Raw genomic sequence first — 19,655 nt, 5'->3', positions numbered from 1 at the left:
ATAAAGAATAAAGAATAAAGAATAAAGAATAAAGAATAAAGAATAAAGATTTCTTTTATAAACTTAGAATCGCAGTATCTTAGAACCTCAGTATCTCAGAACCTTAGAACCTCAAAAAAATGCAATTATCAAACTCAGAAGAGCAATTAATGGAACATCTTTGGAAGCTTGAAAAAGCTTTTATGAAAGATTTGCTTGAAGCGTATCCAGAGCCAAAGCCTGCAACTACAACCGTTGCAACGCTTTTGAAAAGAATGATCGACAAGAAATTTGTTGCCTATAATGAATTCGGAAATTCTCGTGAATATTATCCGCTGGTTAAAAAAACGGCTTATTTCTCCAAACACGTAAACGGATTAATTAGCAGTTTCTTTAATAACTCAGCGTCACAATTTGCTTCTTTTTTTACCACCGAAACCAATTTATCCACTTCGGAATTAGAAGAGCTCAAAAAAATAATCGATTCAGAAATTAAAAAGAAGAAAAAATGATAACGTATTTTTTAAAATCAGGTTTGCTGCTTGTTATTTTTTATGCAGTTTATAAATTGCTTTTAGAAAACGAAAAGATGTTTCGTTTTAATCGTATTTATCTTCTTGGAAGTATGATTTTTAGTTTGATCCTTCCGCTGCAATTGTTTTCAATCGAATCGATTTTTTTAAATAAAATTAAAGTCATTCAATTGAACGAAATCATGATTGTAACGAATAAGGCGATTTTGGATAAGGTAAATTATAACGAAATTCTAGCAGACTTTCTAACTATAAGTTATGCCGTTATTGCGGGAATTTTGGTTTTTCGTTTTGTACGGAATTTGTATTCCTTTTATAACCGAATAAAAAAATCTAAAGTGGAGATCATTGAAGGGCAAAAAATGGTTTTGACAAAAGAAAGTATTTTACCGCATTCTTTTTGGAACGCTGTTTTTGTTAATTATGAAGATTTTAAAAATGGCAAAATTCCATCAGAACTAATTGCGCATGAAAAAGCACATTTGGAGCAAAAACATACTTTAGACATTCTTTTTGTTGAGGTTTTGCAGATTTTATTTTGGTTTAATCCAATCTTTATTCAATACAAAAAAGCAATAAAACTCAATCACGAATTTTTGGCTGATGAAGCTGTCAATAAACAATTTGGAGAGGTTCGAAATTATCAAAACCTTTTACTTGGTTTTGCCTCACAAAAAGAGACAATTTCTTTGGCAAGTAACATTAATTATTTAATAACTAAAAAACGTTTACTGATGATGACAAAAAAAGAATCTCCAACAAAAATATTTTTAAAAATCGGTTCCGTAACTGCCGTATATCTTTTATCATTATTTGCTTTTAATACAGGAGCTTTAGCGCAGTCAGGCAATAATCTAATAAATCAAAATGATGATAAAATTAATTATGTTTCGGCAAATGTAAAAGAACCGCAATTTCCGGGCGGTATTGAAAAGTTTTATATGTTTGTGGGGCAGAATTTTAAAATTCCCCAAGAATTTTCAAAACAAAAAATTGATGGAAAATTGGCTCTGGAATTTATGGTTGAAAAAGATGGAAGTTTGTCTGAATTTAAAGTGGTGAAAGATTTGGGATATGGTTCAGCAGATGAAGCAATCAGGGTTTTAAAACTTTCTCCAAAATGGATGCCCGCATCAGAAAATGGAAAGCCAGTACGCGTTATGTACAGTTTGCCTATTACGATTCAGGCTGAAAAATAACAGAGGTTCAAAGGAACATAGGAGCAAAGGGACAAAGGTTTAGTTTAGGGGTAAATAATCTTCAAATGAAACCTTTGTCCCTTTGTCGATTTGAATCTTTGTGCTTTGAAAAAAAATCATACAAGCTGATGATAAGGTTCAAAGGAACATAGGAGCAAAGGGGCAAAGGTTTAAGTTGGAGTAAATAATCTTCAATGGAACCTTTGTCCCTTTATAGCTCTGAACCTTTGTACCTTGGGAAAAGGTTTACTTGGGATAAACCTTTGTGCCTTTGTGGCTCTGAACCTTTGCCCCTTCAAAAAAAAAATCCGCTTCTGGAACTTGAAGCGGATAAAATTAAAAACTAAAAAAAAAATTCTCAAAAAAAAGTAATCAGAACTAAAACAGGTCCGGATTATATCCAAAGTAAGGCATGGTTTGTTCATTAAAAACAACACCATACTCTTCTAATTCTTTTAAAATAGGGAGGTAAACTTCTTTTTTAATAGGAAGTTGTACACCGGGAGTTGTGATTTTTCCATTCAAAATCAATAAGGTCGCCATGGCAACCGGAAGTCCGACTGTTTTTGCCATTGCTGTATACGTTTGATCGTCTCCAATGCAAACCATTTTCGAATCGATTTGCGATTTCTCACCATACAATTCATAACCGAATTTATGGTACATCACAATCATATCTTTATCGTCTGACGCTAAAGTCCAGCTGTCTGATAATATTTTTTCTAATATTTGAGCAGGAGTGGCATTTGGTAAATTCACTTTTTTGTCCGGATTAAATAAATCCAGTTCCAAAAGTTTATCCCACATGATGTCGTCCTGATCAATTTTTAAGATCAATCGGGTTTTAATTTCAACAGAATCTGTTGGATGATACGGTAAGAATGAGTTTGTAAATTGACGGTAACTCATGTTTTCAGAATCTTCCATAATATAGCTGTCATCTGTCATTCCGAGTTGTACAAACATATTCCACGCTTTTGAAAAGCCAACTCTTCTAATCGTTCCGCGATACAAAGTCAGAATATCATCTAAACCATAAATAGAGCGATATTTAAGCGAATCACGGTTGGAATAGGCCTCAAATTTATCGTAGCCCTCTACTTCAAGAAATTCAGTTCTGCGAAATAAAGTTCCGTACGGAATGTATTTATAAGTACCTTCCTGAATAAATTTTGCTGCACCACCCTGACCCGCCAATACTACATTTCTTGGTGCCCAGGTAAATTTGTAATTCCACAAATTATTGTCTGATTCAGGAGCAACCAAGCCGCCACAAAACGATTCAAAAAGCAGCATATTACCACCTTTCGATCTAATTTCGTCAATAACTTTCATGGCGCTCATATGATCAATTCCGGGATCAAGGCCAATTTCATTCATGAAAATCAAATTGTTCTTTTTGGCTTCTTCATCAAGTGCCTGCATCGCGTCACTTATATAAGAAGCTGTGACAAGATGTTTTTTGAATTGAAGACAATCTTTTGCAATTTCTATATGTAAATGAGCCGGTAACATCGAAATTACGATAGACGCTTTTTCTATCGCAGCTTTTCTTTCATCGGCATCAAATATGTTTAAAGCAATTGGAGTAGCATTGGGATGTTTTTCTGTCTTTTTTTCGGCCAGGGCCAAAGAAAGGTCGGCTACAATAAGATGTAGGTTTTCACTTTCTGACTTTGATAGTAAATAACGTATCAAGGATGATGCTGATCTTCCAGCTCCGATAATTAAAATGCTTCTCATGTTTTAAATATGTAACACAAATATATTAATTTGTTACAAATATAACAATTGAATTGATTTAAAAAAATGAAATGTATTTTATTTCAGATAAAACTTTAAAGAATTCCTTTTCTCAAAAAAAGATTGCAGAAAGTAAAAAGCTTTTTGAATACTTTGAAGTATTTTTGCCTTAAAATTAAAAGTATTAGAATATTATGAAAAGAAGAATTATACTGACTGGTGCATTTATAGGTATGCTGGCTATTATTTTAGGGGCTTTTGGAGCACATCTTCTCAAAAAATACTTATCAGTAGAGCAGTTGGTTACCTTTGAGACCGGAGTTCGTTATCAGATGTATCATGCTTTCCTTTTGCTTTTTCTTTCAACGCGAAAAGAGTTTACTCCAAAAGCGTTAAAAACAATGTATAATTTAACGGTTGCGGGTGTAATTTTATTTAGTGGTTCGATCTATTTATTAGCTACAAAAAACCTTACGTTATTCGATTCTCAAATTATCGTATTCGCAACACCTTTGGGTGGATTTTTATTAATTCTCGCTTGGTTGGCATTATTTGTTAATATTTTTAAGCAAAAATCATAAAATACAGAATAAAAAATTCTATCTAAGAATTAATCTTTAATTTTGTCTCATAAATAACATAAAACTTTACTTCTGTGAATTTTTATTCTTTTTTGTTGGTATCAATAAAAAATATAACAATTCAATATCTTAAAATGTAAGTATTTAAAGATCAGAGTAAAAAATGTTTTCAGTTAAAAAATAAATATACACAACTACAAATTTATGGACACTAACACACTTTTCTCGCAATCGATTTCGTTAAAGGAATTAGGAATTGAAAATGCCAAAGTTCACTATCAATTATCTGCGGATGAACTGCATGCTATTACAGTGCAATCAGGACAAGGTGTCGAAAACTCTACAGGAGCATTGGCGATCAATACAGGCGAGTTTACAGGACGTTCTCCACAAGATCGTTTTATCGTAAAAGATAGTATTACTGAAGATAAGGTTTGGTGGGGAAATGTAAATATTCCGTTTTCATCAGAAGCTTTCGAAAAATTATATAATAAAGTAACACAGTTTTTATCAAATAAAGAAGTGTATGTGCGCGACTCATACGTTTGTGCAGATGCTAATTACAGATTAAATGTTCGTGTAGTAACAGAAACGGCTTGGTCTAATTTGTTCTGTTACAATATGTTTTTAAGACCGGAAGAGTCTGAATTAGCTAACTTTACTCCGGAATGGACAGTAATTTGTGCACCAAGTTTTATGGCAGATCCTGCTGTAGACGGAACACGTCAGTCTAATTTTGCAATTTTAGATTTTACTAAAAAAGTAGCTCTTATTGGTGGAACAGGTTATACAGGAGAAATGAAAAAGGGAATTTTCTCTGCTTTAAATTTCATTTTACCAGTTTTCAAAAATACATTACCAATGCACTGTAGTGCTAATGTTGGTGAAGGTGGAGATACTGCCATTTTCTTCGGATTATCAGGAACAGGAAAAACTACTTTATCTGCAGATCCTGCACGTAAATTAATTGGTGATGATGAGCACGGATGGACTGCTGAAAATACAGTTTTTAACTTTGAAGGTGGTTGTTATGCTAAAGTAATCAACTTGTCTGAAGAGAATGAACCGGACATTTTTAGAGCGATCAAAAAAGGAGCGCTTTTAGAAAATGTGGTTTTCAAAGCAGGAACAAATGAAGTGGATTATGATGATGTTTCTATCACTCAAAATACGCGTGTAAGTTACCCAATAACACATATTGATAATATTCAGCCAGGTTCTATTGGCCACAATCCAAAAAATATATTTTTCTTAACGGCAGATTCTTTCGGAATTTTGCCTCCAATCTCAAAATTGACTCCAGGTCAGGCTGCTTACCACTTTATTTCAGGATATACTGCAAAAGTTGCCGGAACTGAAGCGGGTGTAACAGAGCCACAACCTAATTTCTCAGCTTGTTTTGGAGCACCATTCATGCCTTTGCACCCAACACGTTATGCCGAAATGCTAACTAAAAAAATGAAAGATGCAGGCGTAAAAGTTTGGTTGATCAACACAGGATGGACAGGTGGACCTTACGGAACAGGAAGCCGTATGAAATTAAAATATACTCGTGCCATGATTACCGCTGCATTAAACGGTGAATTGGATAACGTAGAATATAAAGATCATGCCGTATTTGGAATTGCAAAACCACAATCTTGTCCTAATGTTCCAGAAGAGATTTTAAATCCTAGAAACACTTGGGAAGACAAAGATTTATATGATAAAAAAGCGTTAGAGTTAGCTGCGAAATTCAAAGCTAATTTTGCCAAATTTGAAGAATTTGCAAATGAAGAGATTTTGGCCGGTGCGCCAAAAACAGAATAAGGAAAATTACTAATTCAAACTAAAAAAAGCTGTTCGTTATGAACAGCTTTTTTGTTTGGTATTCAACCGCAGTAAAAAAAAATAAATAAAACACTGAAACCTGCGGCTGAAAAACCTAAAATATTATTTTTTAGCGGCATCAATACGTTGCTGCATCAAATCCCAGGCATAATAATGAAACGTCATTCCGTTGCTCATCGCTACAAAAAGCCCATTTTTATATTTTCCTCCTAAATTAATACTCGTAACATCAGCACCATCGCATTCAATTGTTGAAGTTGGAATTTCTGCCAATAAAGGATAATTATTCGGATTGCCTTTTGCGCCTTCTCTTGGATAAACCATAAAACTATTGGCTTGCTGGTTCGATACTAAAATGTAACCTGTAGAATCTGTTTTTTTGTAAATCGCAATTCCTTCATTGTCAGCTTTAAAACCCGTTTTTCCAAAAAGCGCCATTTCTTTATTGTCGTTTAATGCAGGATCAGCTTTGTATTTTCTAATTCCGAATTGCTCGTCGCAATATAAAATCGTTCCTAATTCATTATCAACAGCAATCGCTTCGATTTCTTTCTTTCCGCTGTAAGCGCCAAATTTGCGTACTACTTTTGCAGTGGCAAATTTCCCATTTCCGGAAAGTTCATATTGCCATAAATAACTTCCTGATGGTCCCGATTTTCTTCCTACCACGGCAAAAATTTTGTTATCACTTGGTCTCGTGTACAACGCAACTCCCATTGGGTCACGTAATTCTTCACCTTCAAAAACCGGAATTCCGCCGTTATCAATGGCTTTCAAATCGGGTAAACTGAAGATTCTTATTTTGTTGCTTTCGCGTTCTGTAGTTACGGCAACGTCAACTTTTTTTCCGTCGATTACTAATCCGTAAGCGATATCAACATTGTTAGGTCGTTTTAAAACTTCTGATTTACCTACAATTTTTCCATTTAAATCAAAGGCATACAAACCACCGTCTGTGTCTTTATCTGTTCCAACAATAATACTTTTTGTAGAATCGGTAGGATGAATCCAGATCGAAGGATCATCGGTATCGTGAGGCAAAGCTTCTGTAACTGCTGTGGGTTTAACTGCGTTTGCAGCAACGGGTGCTAATTTGTCATCTTTACAAGAAAGGAATAAAACACTTAAAAGTAAAAAAGCGATTATAGAATTATTTTTCATTCTGATTTTTATTTAATAAAATTAGACAGAACCGCAAAGTCCTGTCTAATTTAAGAATTTTATAAATGGTTATTACAAGTCAAATTTCAATCCCAAATTGTAACGGGCCTGATAGTATTCAGCTTGTTTGGTGTGCGCTTCAACTCCTTGGTAGTAACGCAGCGGTTGGTTTGTTAAATTATTGGCTTCAGCAAAAACGCGAAGTTGTTTAGTAATTTTGAAAGAAGCATTGGCATCTAAGAAAAACTGCTTGTCATAATAACTGTCTTTGTAAGACTCAGAACCCAATTCATCTAAATAATCTGATGTGAAATTTGTCGAAACTCTGGCTGAAAAACGTTTGTTTTCCCAAGATAATGATCCATTAAACATATGTGGAGTTGTTCCCGGAAGGCTGATGTCATTTCTTTCATTTCCATCTTCGTCAGCAATTCCTTTTGCTTTTGATTTTGTATACGTGTAGTTCAAATAGATACCAAATCCTTTTAAGAATTTACCTGGCAAGAAATCTAACTGACGTTGAAACGCCACTTCAAAACCGTAAACATCAACTTTATCTCCGTTTCTTGATTGTACAAATGACCAGTTTTCGCCAACCGGAATTGGGTTGATTTGATTTGGAAAATCAGTAGCAAATTTTACGCTGTCGTATTGATTATCACTGTAATTGTAAATGAAATCATTTAATCTTTTGTAGAAAACACCACCCGAAATCAAACCAACTGATTTGAAATAATTCTCAGCCATGAAATCATAGTTATAAGAATACGTTGCATCCAAATCTGGATTTCCAGCTGTAATTTCTTTGTCTGCAGCAATATTATTTACATAAGGAGCCAATGCATAGTAGTTTGGACGAGCCAAAGCTGTTGTAGCAGCCGCTCTTAAAACTAAATCTTTTGTTGCATTATATTGAAATGAAATACTTGGTAATAAATTAGTGTAAGAGTTTGTTGTGTTGATTTCACTTTCTAATTCCTCTTCATCCAAAACTCTGTTTCCTGTATAATCGATATGGGTGTTCTCTACACGGAAACCTAAAACCATAGAAAGTTTGTCGTTAAAATCCTGATCCCATCTTACGTATGCCGCATAGATATTTTCTTTAGCATTGTAGTTTACGGCTAAAAATTCTGCCGGATCTGCTTCTTTCTCAAATAACGCTGAATTGTTCAAATCTAAACTTCCTAAGAAATTGGCAGAAGCAAAAGTTCCCGGTACATATTTGCTTCCTGGATTAAATCCTTTTCCGTCATAATAACTTGTTGGGACTTCAGATAATAAATCCATTCCGTCGTTGATTGGTTCGTAAGAATAGAACATATTATTTCTTTCTTTTTCTTTTAAACGCAATCTAAGACCCGTTCTTAATCTACCTTTTTCTGAAGGAATAACGGTGAAAGGGAAACGAATGTTGATTTTCGCTCCAAATTCACTTTCGGTTGTCTCATCTGTGTTTTCTGTAACCGAATCAAATTCGAATTCATCTGTAGATTCACCAACAGTAGTCATTAAAGGAAATCTTGGATCAGATAAATTTTCGATCATTTGCAAACCTTCCTGACGGTATTCGATATAACGTTCCTGCGGACGATATTCTCTCGCTTTTGCATAATTCGCAGACCAGTCTAAATCTAATTTTGAGTGGATCAAATGCTCACCACGAATCGAATAATTCTGAACACGCTGATCTTCTAATCTTCTATTTTTGTTTCTGTCGCTATCAACTCCACCTTTTGTCTGGCGTTTTACACGACCTTCAAAACCTGTAATTTCTTCGCCATTGTATATTGGTTCAATATCATCATAAGTAGTTCTGAAACGGTTTTCTCTATCATCTCTCCAGTTATAAATAGCGTTGGCAAAAATGGTATTGTTTTCGTCAAATTTATAATCTAAAGCCACAGAACCGCTTCGGCGAATACGTTGTACATCGTATTTTCTAACTTCAGAAGCTTGCAAATATTCATTTCCGAAATCATCTTTTACCCATTCGTTTTCTATATTATCAGATCCGTAATCTACATTATTGTAAGATCCGCTAAAAACAGCTCCTAATTTATTGTCGAAAAAACGATTTCCATAAACTAATCCTGCAGTGTAAGAGGCATGTTCACGAATTGGTAAATAGCCTCCCGCAAGTGTTGCAGAAATTCTTTCGCCGTTTGGAGTTGCTCTTGTAATTAAATTTACAGAACCTCCAATGGCATCAGCATCCATATCTGAAGTTAAGGTTTTGTTTACTTCGATAGTCGAAATCATATCAGATGGAATCAAGTCCATTTGAACATTTCTGTTGTCTCCTTCTGCTGATGGAATTCGGTCGCCATTTAAAGTTACCGAGTTCAATGACGGAGCCAAACCTCTAATAATGATATTACGAGCCTCTCCCTGGTCATTTTGCATGGTGATACCCGGAACACGTTTTAATGCATCTCCAACATTCGCATCAGGAAAACGACCCATTTGGTCAGATGAAATTACGTTTCCGATGTTTTTATTATTTTTTTGTTGGTTCAGTGCTTTGGCCTGACCTTTTAAAATGTCTCCAACCACTACTTCGTTCAACTCAGTTCCTGAAGTTTTAAGTGCAAAATCAAGAACATTATTTTTGCCTGCCTCTACTTTGATTTCCTGAGTTGTTGTAGTATATCCTATATATTTTACTTGTACCTGATATGTTCCTTCATTAATATTAAGCAATTCAAAACGACCATTATAGTCTGAAACAGTGTACTTATTTTCACCCACAATTTGAATCATTGCTCCTGGTAAAGGAAGCTTGTCGTCTGCATCTAATGCTTTTCCTGAGATAATTGCTTTTTGAGCATACCCGGAAAAGGTTAATAATGCAAACATTAGTAATAAATAAAATTTTTTCATTAGTTTTTTAGTTTGATTTTGGTTGCGAAACTAGAACCTTAGTATTACTAAAAGCCTTTAAAAAAATTAACATACTGTTATGATTTTTGCGAAAAAGAGAAAGTTATTAATGTTTAAATAACATTTATTTAGAACAAATTTTTTATTGTCAAGTAAAAACAAATCAACTATTTACCTCAGAATTAATTTTTTGGCGTTAAATTTGCCCTATCAATCACAATCAAAAATCATCAATCATGTTAAAACAATTTTTCATCCTTTGTTCTGGAGCCGATCGAGATCTTCTCGAAGGCTGTTCAGAAGGCGAACAAACCAAATATGTTGGTATTGGGGCCACCGTTTTTTTTACCGCAGTTATGGCATTCCTTGCCAGTGCTTATGCGCTTTTCACTGTTTTTGATTCTATTTATCCCGCCTTAATTTTTGGATTTGTCTGGAGTTTATTGATCTTTAATTTAGATCGATTTATAGTTTCGACAATCAAAAAAAGAGATCGTTTTATGGATGAATTCCTGCAAGCGACTCCACGTATTGCATTGGCGATTATTATAGCCATTGTAATTTCGAAACCATTGGAAATTAAAATTTTCGAAAAAGAAATCAATACTGTTTTATTGAAAGAAAAAAACGAAATGGAATTGGCCAATAAAAAACAAATTGGAACCTATTTCAAATCAGATTTAGATAAAAATAAAGCTGAAATTGCTTCTTTAAAAGCAGATATCCTGAAAAAAGAAAAAGAAGTAAATGCTTTATATTCCACTTACATTACAGAAGCTGAAGGAACTGCCGGAACTAAAAAACTAGGAAAAGGTCCTGTTTATAAAGAAAAACGTGAGAAACACGATGCCATTTTAAAAGAATTCGAAATCTTAAAAACAACTAACGAAGCAAAAATTGCTGAGAAAGAAAAAGCAGGCAAACAATTGCAAGCCGACTTAGATAAAAAAGTTTCACAAACACAACCGATTATTGAAGGTTTTGATGGTTTAATGGCCAGAATTAATGCTTTGAATAAACTGCCGTGGATGCCGTCTTTCTTTATAATGTTATTGTTTCTGGCGATTGAAACTTCTCCTATTATAGCTAAATTATTAGCTCCAAAAGGGGAATTCGATTTTAAACAAGAGGAAGCTGAAACAGCTATGAAAGCAACATTGGAACAAAATAAATACCAACGCGAATTGCTTAAGAAAACTAGTGCTCAAATGCACGACAGGGTTTATGCTGATATTGGTGAAGATAAAAGCCTATACGATCTGCAACGTAAAAATGCAACCGAGTTATTAGAACTACAATCAAATAGTTTTGTCGAAAAACAAAAGGCTACGCTTTAGTCTGAAAGTCAAAAGTCGAAGCGAATACTTAAAAAAGATAAAGCCAGAAATAGAATTTTCTATTTCTGGCTTTTTTATTTAGACAAAGTCAAAAACTTTAAAACTTTCGACTTTTGACTTTAAGACTTACATATAACTTAATATCTCTTTTTTATAAGCATCATATTCACCTTGCATGATCAATCCGTTATCAAGAAGTTTTTTATAATTCTGTAATTTATCAAAAAGTTCTTCTTTAGATAATTCACTTAATTTACGTTCTCCTGTTGATGCTGGAGCAGGTTGAATTGGCTCATATGTTTCATAAGATGGAGAAGGGGTAACAGCTGGCATAATTTCAGCATAATTCGTTACTTCTTCTGTTTCAACTTCTTCAATTGCTTCTTCTTCCTCTTCCTCGTATTCTGGTTCAACAACTTCCTGAATAGAAGTTGCAGTTACAACCGGGTTTTTTAAAATATCCAATTGTTCTTTAGCATATGTATAGATTTTTCTTGCCTGAATTTTAGGAATATAATCTATTGAAACCTGAATGTCTGTTTTTGTAGAAAAAGAGAACTCCGAACCTAATATGTTTTCTTTTACAAAAGTTCCTACGATTTCATCCCAGGTATAATCTGTAAAGTCCATCGAAAGACCTAAATTTTTAGGTTTACAGATAATAATTCTTTTGTTTGTTAATACAATACTATCTGGAAAAACAGTAATTGCTGGTTTTTTTTGAACCGCGATATATCCAACTTCCTCACCTTTCATCAATAAATCATTGAGTTTTGAGGTGATTTTTTCAATCGCTTTTGGATCTTGTTCTTCGTTTAGAAATTTTTTAAATTGTTCTTTCATGTTTGATAAATTGCTAAGTAACTGAGTTGCTAAGTTTTTGACTGATGCTGCAAATGTAATGCCTAATTTTCTAATTGCTCCGCCTGTTCGGTAAAAAATTACCTCGGGTCGATAATTTCGTTCTGAATTTTCTTTGTCAAACTTTTGAAGACCAATTCATACGAATGATCAATAAGTTCTTTTATAAAAGCGGTCGACAAACTGCCATTCAGGGCGATAGTATTCCAGTGAACTTTGCTCATATGAAAGCCTGGTTTTATCTCATCATATTCGGCTCGCAGTTCCTGCGCGCGTTCCGGATCACATTTTAAATTGACAGAGGGTTCATTCTTTTCCCATTGCGATAAGGAAGATAAAGCAAACATTTTTCCGCCCACTTTAAAAACCAAAGTATCTTCATCAAAAGGAAAATGGTCGCTGACCCCTTTTTTCGAAAGACAATATTCGTAATACGTTTCTAGATTCATACTCTTTATTATTTACCAATTTCACCTAAATGTGTGTATTTAAAACCACTTTCATATTTTAAACCGTATCCAAAAAATCGATCCATTGATGAATGCGAAAATAAAATAATTCCTGTAAGTTGTAAAATTTCAATTTTGAAATAACAACCTATTATATACAACAAAACCGCAATTCCACGATGATGGAATATATTGTATAAAAAAGCGCCAATTTTAGTATCAAAAACATAACCAAGCATCGAAAAATCGGGTACTAAAATTAATGCCAAAAACCACCACCATTCATAATTTAAAAGACTAAACAAATAGATTCCGAGTATAAATAAACCTAATTCTTCAAGTTTTATTATTGTTTTCATAGTTTCTTTTCCATCATTTTTTCAGGATGTTCCAATGCTTTAAAACCGAATTTCTCATATAGAAAATGAGCATCGGTTGTGGCCAGTCTCCAAATTTGAATATTTTTTAAAATAGTTTCGTTCATCATATTTTCAATTAAAATAGACGAATAGCCTTTTCCGCGATGTTCTTCAGTAATGAAAACATCCATGACATATCCAAAAACTACATAATCTGTGATCACCCGCGCGAAACCAATTTGTTTATCGTTTAAGTAAACTCCAAAACAAACTGAAGCATCAATAGTAGTTTGAACTTCTTCAATAGTTCGGCCAGCAGCCCAATAAATGTCTTTTAGAAAGTTTTGTATGAAGGGAACATCGAGTTTGTTTTTATCGGTCGAAACGGTAATTTGATTCATTTTTTTTGAATAGGTTCTGAGGTACTAAGGTTCTGAGATTCTAAGGAAACTTAGCTTCTTAGTATCTCAGAACCTTAGCAACTTATTTTACTACATTTTAATTTTATCATCAATTTTTTCTACAGGTTTTGCAATAAAACCTGGTGCATTAAATCGGTAACCAAAATACAATAATCCGTAAATTTTATCATTACTAATAATGTTGTTTTTATCTTCATTATAAGAGCTAATGCTGAAATTTAAACTTGCACCAAAAAGTATACGGTCTGAATTATATCCCATTTTTAAACCGCCATCCAAATTTCTGGTGAAGTACGTTTCTTTCTCAATAGTTTCAACTCCCGAATCTATGCTTTTATCCTTCATGAACTTCACTCCTAAAGAAGGGGATAAATTTGGAGCAATATAAAATCGTTTATGAATGATAAAATTGTAATAGTAGCCAGCTGCAAGACGAATATCAAATTCTTTTTGCTTACCATCAAGATCATTTGATTTTGAGTGAATTGTATTGTAGCTATAAATTAAAGACGGAACAAAACTTCCTGCACTTTTTTTCTGCCATTCGGTAAATGAAGTAATACTTTTCAGAGAGAATTTTGGATTGAAAATATAGGAGGTTGACATTCCTAACTGCAAAGTTTTAAAATCAGGAAATTGAAGATATGGATCCTTTCCTTCAACCCAATCCGGTGCAAAATCTTTCATATTAGCAACATAATAGCCTTTTGTTTTGCTGTAATTGACCGTTTGAAGCCAGCGTCCTAAAAAGAAACGAAAGTTATAATCGGAAAAAGTAGATTTCCCTTTTAAATCTTCATCTTTATTTCCTCCAAAAAACTTTGGGTAAAAACCGTAACTGAAACCTATAAATTTATAATCGACACTTAGAAATAGCTTGTAGCTGTTATTGGTTTCCAGATCCAGATTTGATCCCTTTTTATTATTAAGAAGATAGTTGTCGCTCTGCGTGCTCAAATTTGCCCTGATCATTATTTTGTCAGGATAATAAATAAAATTAACAGTGTCTTGAGACTTCTCGTTTTGGCTATAAAGTGATGAGAAATTCAGAAAAAAAACCGCCAGAACAACACATAATCCAATTGTATTATGATTTGTTGGGTTTGCGTTTTTTTTCTTTAAAGCTTTCAATACAAGATTTTTATTTGTTTGTAATATAAAACTACTAATTTATTATCGAATAATTGAATATAAAATGGGCTTGCTCGGACTTGCGTCGTTTTCAAAAGAAGCAATCTGCAAGTTTAGTATATAATCGCCATCCGGAATTTCATCCGAAACAAAAATCATTTCTGTAATTGTGGCTTCAAAACGGGCGTCTTTATTTACATTATGCGTGTCTTTTACATTCCAAAATGCTTTATGCGCCAATAATTTTCCTTCGTCATGTTCTTTGTCAACGCTTGGCAAATCGATCAGTAAATGCTGAATTTCGCTTTCGCGGATGAAAATCGCCGCTTCCTCAGACAAATAAGGTGGATTTGTATTTGAATATTTTCTTGATTTTTTTGCTGCCTGATTTGGAAGTGTTCTGATGATTAAAGCTTCACTCTTTCTAACTGCAGTTGAAGCATTTGTCACATTGAGCGAAGTCGAAATGTGATCTTTTGTAATAACATAATCCTCTCCAATCTTTTCAGGTTCAACTGTAATCAATTTGGCAAAAAAGAAGAATTGTTTCAAAGCCTGATTGATACTGTAAAAATCATTCGTAATATGTCCCAGACACTCTGTATGGGTTCCATGCCCATGCGGGTTAAAGAAAATATTATTGAAATTCGTTGATGATTTTCCTTCTGAAACCTTCCCAATCCAATCACCAAAAACCACAGGTTCAATAACTGGTTTTTCGATATACCAGGCAATAGGGTTTTCGTCCGTATTGGTTAACGGAATAGAAATATCAATAGGTTTTGATAAGTCGATTTGATATTTGTTATTGAGAAGTGCTAGCATAATGGAACACGGATTTTACGGATGTTCTAACGCGGATTTTACGGATTTTCAATCAACGTTGCTTGCATCCGTTTTATCAGCGTTCTAATTTTTATTCTTCCAAATTTAGATAAAATAAATCTGAAGCAATTCCATCTGTCAGAAATTTTCCTTTTGAAGTTGGTTTGAGAATGTTATTTTCGATTGAAAGCAATTCATCGTTTAGGAATTTCTGACTTTGTTTTTGCAGATAATTTAAATATTCCAGACCAAATTCTTTTTCAATTCGTTCTAATGAAACGCCCCAAATCGTTCGCAATCCCGTCATAATATATTCGTTATATCGATCCGATTTTGATAGGATTTCAGTTTCAATCGGTAAAATATTTTCCTGAATCGATTTTAAATAAAGTGAATTATTCGAAATATTCCAGCCTCTTTTTTCGCCGTCATAACTGTGTGCCGAAGGGCCAATTCCAATATATTTTTTACCAAGCCAATAAGCTGAATTATTTCTCGAGAAATAATTCTCTTTCCCGAAATTGGATAATTCGTAATGTATAAAACCATTTTTTTGAAGAGTATCGACCAGGATCATAAAATGATTGGAAGCCACTTCGTCTTGTGGTTCAGCAATTTTTCTGGTATCGATTAATTTTCTCAAGGCCGTTTTGGGCTCAACTGTCAAAGCATAACTCGAAATGTGCGGAACACCAAAACTTAAGGCGGTCTCAATATTTTGTTTCCACATTTCGTCTGTCAATCCCGGAATTCCATAAATTAAATCCAAAGAAATATTGTCAAAATATTTGGTAGCTTCTTCCAAACATTTTTTGGCTTCCGCCGAATTGTGAGCCCGATTCATCATCTTTAAATCTTCTTCATAAAAAGACTGAATCCCAATGCTTAAACGGTTTATCGGACTTTTTGATAATGCTAAAATTCGCTCTGAAGATAAATCATCAGGATTCGCTTCAAGCGTAATTTCCGGATTTTCGGAGACTTTATAGTTTTTATAAACTTCGTCAATCAAAAAGTTTATTTCGTCATTTGTCAAGACAGATGGAGTTCCGCCGCCAAAATAAATGGTTTCTACAATTTCATTCGTGAATTCATTTTTGCGCATAACAATTTCTTTAGCCAAAGCCAAAACCATCTCCTCTTTCTTCTTCATCGAAGTCGAAAAATGGAAGTCGCAATAATGGCAAGCCTGCTTGCAAAAAGGAATATGGATGTAGATACCTGACATTTTTTTAATTAGATAATTTGTCAATTAGAAAATTAGATAATGTAATATTGGAATGTTGAAAATTATATAATTAGTTAATCTCAATTCAATTATCTAATTTTCTAATTGGCACATTATCTCATTTCCTCACTTTGTCTTCATTTTGTTTCACAAAAGCATCCCATCCCGAATAACTTTTCCCAGCTACTATTTTTCCGGAATTAAAGAAATGACAAACAGCCGCTGCCAAACCATCGGTTGAATCGAGGTTTTTTGGCAATTCTTTCAGTCCTAAAAGCTGTTGCAGCATTTTGGCAACTTGTTCTTTACTGGCGTTTCCGTTTCCGGTAATCGCCATTTTTATCTTTTTAGGTTCGTATTCCGTAATCGGAATATCTCTTGAAAGTCCCGCCGCCATGGCAACGCCTTGCGCGCGTCCAAGCTTTAACATCGACTGAACGTTCTTTCCGAAGAAAGGAGCTTCGATCGCAATTTCATCAGGATGATGCGTTTCTATAAGTTCAATAGTACGCTCAAAAATGATTTTTAGTTTTTGGTAATGATTGTCATATTTGGACAATTGCAGTTCGTTCAACTGCAAAAACTCCATTTTTTTGTTGATGACTTTAATCAGTCCAAAACCCATGATTGTGGTTCCGGGGTCGATTCCTAATATGATGCGTTCTTTTGTCAAGGAGTTTTTTGTTTCAAGTTTCAGGTTTCAAGTTTCCGCTCTAGAAAATTGACTCATTTTCTAATTGGCACATTCTCATTGTCACATTTTCAAATTGATTACTTTTGCGGCATGATTTCAATTCCTCACAAAGCTAAGCAATTCCTAGTTCTTCTGATCAAACTTTTGATTGTAGGCGGTGCATTTTATTTTATTTACAATCAGCTTGCAAACAACGATAAACTTGACTGGCAGAAGTTCCTTGTTTTATTTCGTAAAAATCAATCGGTTTTAGGAATCGGGTTTATATTGCTTTTGAGTGTTTTGAATCGCTATTTTGAGATTTTGAAATGGCAGAATCTGGCAAAAGTTATTCATGGAATTTCTCTAGGAGAAGCGACAAAACAAGTTTTAGCTGCACTAACAGCCGGAATTTTTACGCCAAATGGAGTAGGAGAGTACGCTGGAAAAGCATTGTATTACCCAAAATCAGAAGCTAAAAATGTCGTTTTTCTGAATCTAATCTGCAACGGAATCCAAATGATTTTGACAGTAATCTTTGGAACAATCGGTTTACTTTTTCTGGGATATTGGAAATGGGTTCTAACAATTATCGTAGTATCTTTCATCTTGCTTCTTGCCTCTTTCTTCTTAAAAAGTATAAAAATCAAAGGCTACTCAATTGAAAAACTGATTCAGAAAATCAATGAAATTCCGAAACCAATTCATCGCAAAAACATTGTATTAGGCATTTTGCGTTATTTGGTTTTCTCGCATCAATATTACTTTTTGTTTCTGGCTTTTGATGTCGACTTGCCTTATTGGACTTTGATTTCAACAATTGCGGTTGTTTACTTTTTGGCTTCGTCGTTACCCACTTTTCAGTTTTTAGATTTTGCTGTAAAAGGAAGTGTTGCGGTTTATTTCTTCGGAGTTTTACATGTAAACGAATGGATTGTTATTTTTATAAGTACCTTAATGTGGTTCTTAAATGTGGTTTTACCAGTGGTTTGGGGAAGTTATTATGTACTGAATTTTAAGACATCTCACGCTATACAAAATAAATAAAAGAATAGAATTCAATTAAAATTATATCGTCCCTACGGGACAAATTTCGACTATAATGTATGAACTACCAATATATAATCTCTCCGAGATACTCCGCTAGGAGTTAAACATTGGTAGAAATGTTGACCGGTATTTTTTAAAATGTCCCCGTAGGGACTACATTTATTGATTAAAAGTTTTTTATATTAAAGTTATGATGACCATTATTCTAAGTGTAATTTTAGTTATTTATATATCTAGTATTGGATTACTAACTTATGGTTTTTTACGAATCAAAAAATATCAGAAAACAGATTTAAAACCACAAACAAGTTTCACAATTATAGTTCCCTTCCGAAATGAAGAAGAGAATCTTCCAAATCTTTTAAATAGCTTTTCAAAATTAAATTACCCATCAGATTTATTCGAAGTAATTTTAGTTGATGATTCTTCTGAAGAAAAGTTTGACATCTCATCTTTCACATTTCACATTTCACAAATAGACAATATTCGCGTTTCAAATTCTCCTAAAAAGGACGCTATTACAACAGCAATGGAGCACGTAAAAACCAATTGGGTTATTACTACTGATGCCGATTGTATTGTGCATGCAAACTGGCTTTTAACCTTCGATAATTATATACAGGAAAATCAGGTTTCGATGTTGGCTGGAGCCGTCTCATATAAGTGCGAAAATTCATTTTTGCATCATTTTCAGCAATTGGATTTAACGAGTTTGCAGGGTGCCACAATTGGAAGCTTTGGACTTAACAAGGCTTTTATGTGTAATGGAGCCAATTTTGCCTACACAAAATCTTTGTTTGAAAAACTGAATGGATTTGAGGGGAACAACAAAATTGCCAGCGGCGATGATGTTTTTTTATTGCAAAAAGCGGTAGAGGAATTTCCAAAAGAAGTTCATTATTTAAAAGCGGAAGAAGCGATTGTAATAACCAAACCAACAGAAACCTGGAAAGCTTTATTTTACCAAAGAGTGCGCTGGGCGGCGAAAACAAGTTCGTACAAAAGTACTTTTGGAAAGTTTTTAGGATTGATTGTCTTCTTTGGAAATCTGAGTTTTGTAATCGGTTTTTTCTTTTTACTGTTCGGAATTTGGTCGTATCCAATATTTGTCTTGTTTGCCTTTTTTAAGTTTGGGATTGATTTTGTTTTGCTTTATATAACGAATCAATTTTTAACTAGAATCCGAATAAAAAGTTTATTTTTAAGTAGTTTGCTTTATCCTTTTTTTAGTTCGGCTGTAGCTTTGTATAGTTTATTTGGAAGTTATGAATGGAAAGGTAGAAGGTTTGGGAAATAAATTCCAATTTTTGCAAATTCCAAATTCCAAAATATGTAATCTCAATTTTGTGATCCCTCGTTCCTTGGAATGAAAATAGACAAAGCGTCTTTTGAAAATGAGTGCCCTAGCCCT

18 protein-coding genes are annotated in these 19,655 nt (G+C 33.8%); 7 read left to right on the top strand and 11 right to left on the bottom strand.

What is annotated here, in order from left to right; translation table 11 throughout:
* Positions 1-119: 119 nt before the first annotated feature.
* Both IRZ99_RS16085 and IRZ99_RS16080 read left to right on the top strand, forming a co-directional pair.
* Complete coding sequence (locus tag IRZ99_RS16085) at positions 120-491, top strand: BlaI/MecI/CopY family transcriptional regulator (RefSeq protein ID WP_194658234.1); 372 nt, start codon at positions 120-122, stop codon at positions 489-491.
* Positions 488-1,711, top strand: a complete 1,224-nt coding sequence (locus IRZ99_RS16080) for a M56 family metallopeptidase (RefSeq protein WP_228519105.1) — start codon at positions 488-490, stop codon at positions 1,709-1,711. Before IRZ99_RS16085 ends, IRZ99_RS16080 begins: the two co-directional genes overlap by 4 nt.
* Before the next feature lie 378 nt (positions 1,712-2,089).
* Here IRZ99_RS16080 and IRZ99_RS16075 read toward each other — a convergent pair whose 3' ends face one another.
* Entirely contained in the window at positions 2,090-3,454 is a 1,365-nt protein-coding gene (locus IRZ99_RS16075) for a saccharopine dehydrogenase family protein (protein ID WP_194658233.1), read from the bottom strand.
* Positions 3,455-3,648: 194 nt separating this feature from the next.
* On the opposite strand from IRZ99_RS16075, the gene IRZ99_RS16070 reads away from it, so the two are divergent.
* Both IRZ99_RS16070 and pckA read left to right on the top strand, forming a co-directional pair.
* Complete coding sequence (locus tag IRZ99_RS16070; RefSeq protein WP_194658232.1) at positions 3,649-4,035, top strand: DUF423 domain-containing protein; 387 nt, start codon at positions 3,649-3,651, stop codon at positions 4,033-4,035.
* Positions 4,036-4,239: 204 nt separating this feature from the next.
* On the top strand, positions 4,240-5,844 hold the full coding sequence (pckA, locus tag IRZ99_RS16065; RefSeq protein ID WP_194658231.1) for a phosphoenolpyruvate carboxykinase (ATP): 1,605 nt from the start codon (positions 4,240-4,242) through the stop codon (positions 5,842-5,844).
* A 123-nt stretch (positions 5,845-5,967) separates the two neighbouring features.
* Here the strand turns inward: pckA and IRZ99_RS16060 are convergent, their stop codons facing one another.
* Complete coding sequence (locus tag IRZ99_RS16060; protein ID WP_194658230.1) at positions 5,968-7,026, bottom strand: phytase; 1,059 nt, start codon at positions 7,024-7,026, stop codon at positions 5,968-5,970.
* 72 nt (positions 7,027-7,098) lie between these two features.
* Positions 7,099-9,909 carry a TonB-dependent receptor gene (locus IRZ99_RS16055; protein WP_194658229.1) on the bottom strand — a complete coding sequence of 937 codons (2,811 nt, stop codon included), beginning with the start codon at positions 9,907-9,909 and terminating at the stop codon, positions 7,099-7,101.
* A gap of 236 nt (positions 9,910-10,145) precedes the next feature.
* Here IRZ99_RS16055 and IRZ99_RS16050 point away from each other — a divergent pair, with 236 nt between their 5' ends.
* A complete protein-coding gene (locus IRZ99_RS16050) occupies positions 10,146-11,246 on the top strand; it encodes a DUF4407 domain-containing protein (RefSeq protein ID WP_194658228.1) in 1,101 nt (366 codons plus the stop codon).
* 126 nt (positions 11,247-11,372) lie between these two features.
* Here IRZ99_RS16050 and IRZ99_RS16045 read toward each other — a convergent pair whose 3' ends face one another.
* From IRZ99_RS16045 to ruvC, 8 genes are all read right to left on the bottom strand, one after another.
* Positions 11,373-12,089 carry a PH domain-containing protein gene (locus IRZ99_RS16045; protein WP_194658227.1) on the bottom strand — a complete coding sequence of 239 codons (717 nt, stop codon included), beginning with the start codon at positions 12,087-12,089 and terminating at the stop codon, positions 11,373-11,375.
* 98 nt (positions 12,090-12,187) lie between these two features.
* Complete coding sequence (locus IRZ99_RS16040; RefSeq protein ID WP_194658226.1) at positions 12,188-12,556, bottom strand: MmcQ/YjbR family DNA-binding protein; 369 nt, start codon at positions 12,554-12,556, stop codon at positions 12,188-12,190.
* Between the two features lie 8 nt (positions 12,557-12,564).
* Positions 12,565-12,915 carry a DUF4260 domain-containing protein gene (locus tag IRZ99_RS16035; RefSeq protein ID WP_194658225.1) on the bottom strand — a complete coding sequence of 117 codons (351 nt, stop codon included), beginning with the start codon at positions 12,913-12,915 and terminating at the stop codon, positions 12,565-12,567.
* A complete protein-coding gene (locus IRZ99_RS16030) occupies positions 12,912-13,316 on the bottom strand; it encodes a GNAT family N-acetyltransferase (protein WP_194658224.1) in 405 nt (134 codons plus the stop codon). The genes IRZ99_RS16035 and IRZ99_RS16030 overlap by 4 nt, the downstream gene beginning before the upstream one ends.
* 90 nt (positions 13,317-13,406) lie before the next feature.
* A complete protein-coding gene (locus IRZ99_RS16025; protein WP_228519104.1) occupies positions 13,407-14,468 on the bottom strand; it encodes a DUF4421 family protein in 1,062 nt (353 codons plus the stop codon).
* A gap of 42 nt (positions 14,469-14,510) precedes the next feature.
* Positions 14,511-15,293, bottom strand: coding sequence for a cyclase family protein (locus tag IRZ99_RS16020; RefSeq protein WP_194658222.1), 783 nt, complete (start codon positions 15,291-15,293; stop codon positions 14,511-14,513).
* A gap of 91 nt (positions 15,294-15,384) precedes the next feature.
* Complete coding sequence (hemW, locus tag IRZ99_RS16015; protein ID WP_194658221.1) at positions 15,385-16,521, bottom strand: radical SAM family heme chaperone HemW; 1,137 nt, start codon at positions 16,519-16,521, stop codon at positions 15,385-15,387.
* A gap of 118 nt (positions 16,522-16,639) precedes the next feature.
* Positions 16,640-17,194, bottom strand: a complete 555-nt coding sequence (gene ruvC / locus IRZ99_RS16010) for a crossover junction endodeoxyribonuclease RuvC (protein WP_026982724.1) — start codon at positions 17,192-17,194, stop codon at positions 16,640-16,642.
* A 111-nt stretch (positions 17,195-17,305) separates the two neighbouring features.
* On the opposite strand from ruvC, the gene IRZ99_RS16005 reads away from it, so the two are divergent.
* Both IRZ99_RS16005 and IRZ99_RS16000 read left to right on the top strand, forming a co-directional pair.
* Entirely contained in the window at positions 17,306-18,241 is a 936-nt protein-coding gene (locus IRZ99_RS16005; RefSeq protein WP_194658220.1) for a hypothetical protein, read from the top strand.
* 196 nt (positions 18,242-18,437) lie between these two features.
* Positions 18,438-19,541 (top strand): glycosyltransferase, encoded by a 1,104-nt coding sequence (locus IRZ99_RS16000; RefSeq protein WP_194658236.1) that lies wholly within the window; start codon positions 18,438-18,440, stop codon positions 19,539-19,541.
* Positions 19,542-19,655 lie beyond the last annotated feature (114 nt).

The sequence above is a fragment of the Flavobacterium sp. LC2016-12 genome (genome assembly GCF_015351595.1).
Lineage (GTDB): Bacteria > Bacteroidota > Bacteroidia > Flavobacteriales > Flavobacteriaceae > Flavobacterium.
This window is presented reverse-complemented; position numbering and strand designations above follow the sequence as displayed.

Excerpts from the sequence above, each read along its gene's own strand:
- IRZ99_RS16085 (WP_194658234.1), top strand. The coding sequence starts at position 120 with ATGCAATTATCAAACTCAGAAGAGCAATTAATGGAACATCTTTGGAAG.
- IRZ99_RS16080 (WP_228519105.1), top strand. The coding sequence starts at position 488 with ATGATAACGTATTTTTTAAAATCAGGTTTGCTGCTTGTTATTTTTTAT.
- IRZ99_RS16075 (WP_194658233.1), bottom strand. The coding sequence starts at position 3,454 with ATGAGAAGCATTTTAATTATCGGAGCTGGAAGATCAGCATCATCCTTG.
- IRZ99_RS16070 (WP_194658232.1), top strand. The coding sequence starts at position 3,649 with ATGAAAAGAAGAATTATACTGACTGGTGCATTTATAGGTATGCTGGCT.
- pckA (WP_194658231.1), top strand. The coding sequence starts at position 4,240 with ATGGACACTAACACACTTTTCTCGCAATCGATTTCGTTAAAGGAATTA.
- IRZ99_RS16060 (WP_194658230.1), bottom strand. The coding sequence starts at position 7,026 with ATGAAAAATAATTCTATAATCGCTTTTTTACTTTTAAGTGTTTTATTC.
- IRZ99_RS16055 (WP_194658229.1), bottom strand. The coding sequence starts at position 9,909 with ATGAAAAAATTTTATTTATTACTAATGTTTGCATTATTAACCTTTTCC.
- IRZ99_RS16050 (WP_194658228.1), top strand. The coding sequence starts at position 10,146 with ATGTTAAAACAATTTTTCATCCTTTGTTCTGGAGCCGATCGAGATCTT.
- IRZ99_RS16045 (WP_194658227.1), bottom strand. The coding sequence starts at position 12,089 with ATGAAAGAACAATTTAAAAAATTTCTAAACGAAGAACAAGATCCAAAA.
- IRZ99_RS16040 (WP_194658226.1), bottom strand. The coding sequence starts at position 12,556 with ATGAATCTAGAAACGTATTACGAATATTGTCTTTCGAAAAAAGGGGTC.
- IRZ99_RS16035 (WP_194658225.1), bottom strand. The coding sequence starts at position 12,915 with ATGAAAACAATAATAAAACTTGAAGAATTAGGTTTATTTATACTCGGA.
- IRZ99_RS16030 (WP_194658224.1), bottom strand. The coding sequence starts at position 13,316 with ATGAATCAAATTACCGTTTCGACCGATAAAAACAAACTCGATGTTCCC.
- IRZ99_RS16020 (WP_194658222.1), bottom strand. The coding sequence starts at position 15,293 with ATGCTAGCACTTCTCAATAACAAATATCAAATCGACTTATCAAAACCT.
- hemW (WP_194658221.1), bottom strand. The coding sequence starts at position 16,521 with ATGTCAGGTATCTACATCCATATTCCTTTTTGCAAGCAGGCTTGCCAT.
- IRZ99_RS16005 (WP_194658220.1), top strand. The coding sequence starts at position 17,306 with ATGATTTCAATTCCTCACAAAGCTAAGCAATTCCTAGTTCTTCTGATC.
- IRZ99_RS16000 (WP_194658236.1), top strand. The coding sequence starts at position 18,438 with ATGACCATTATTCTAAGTGTAATTTTAGTTATTTATATATCTAGTATT.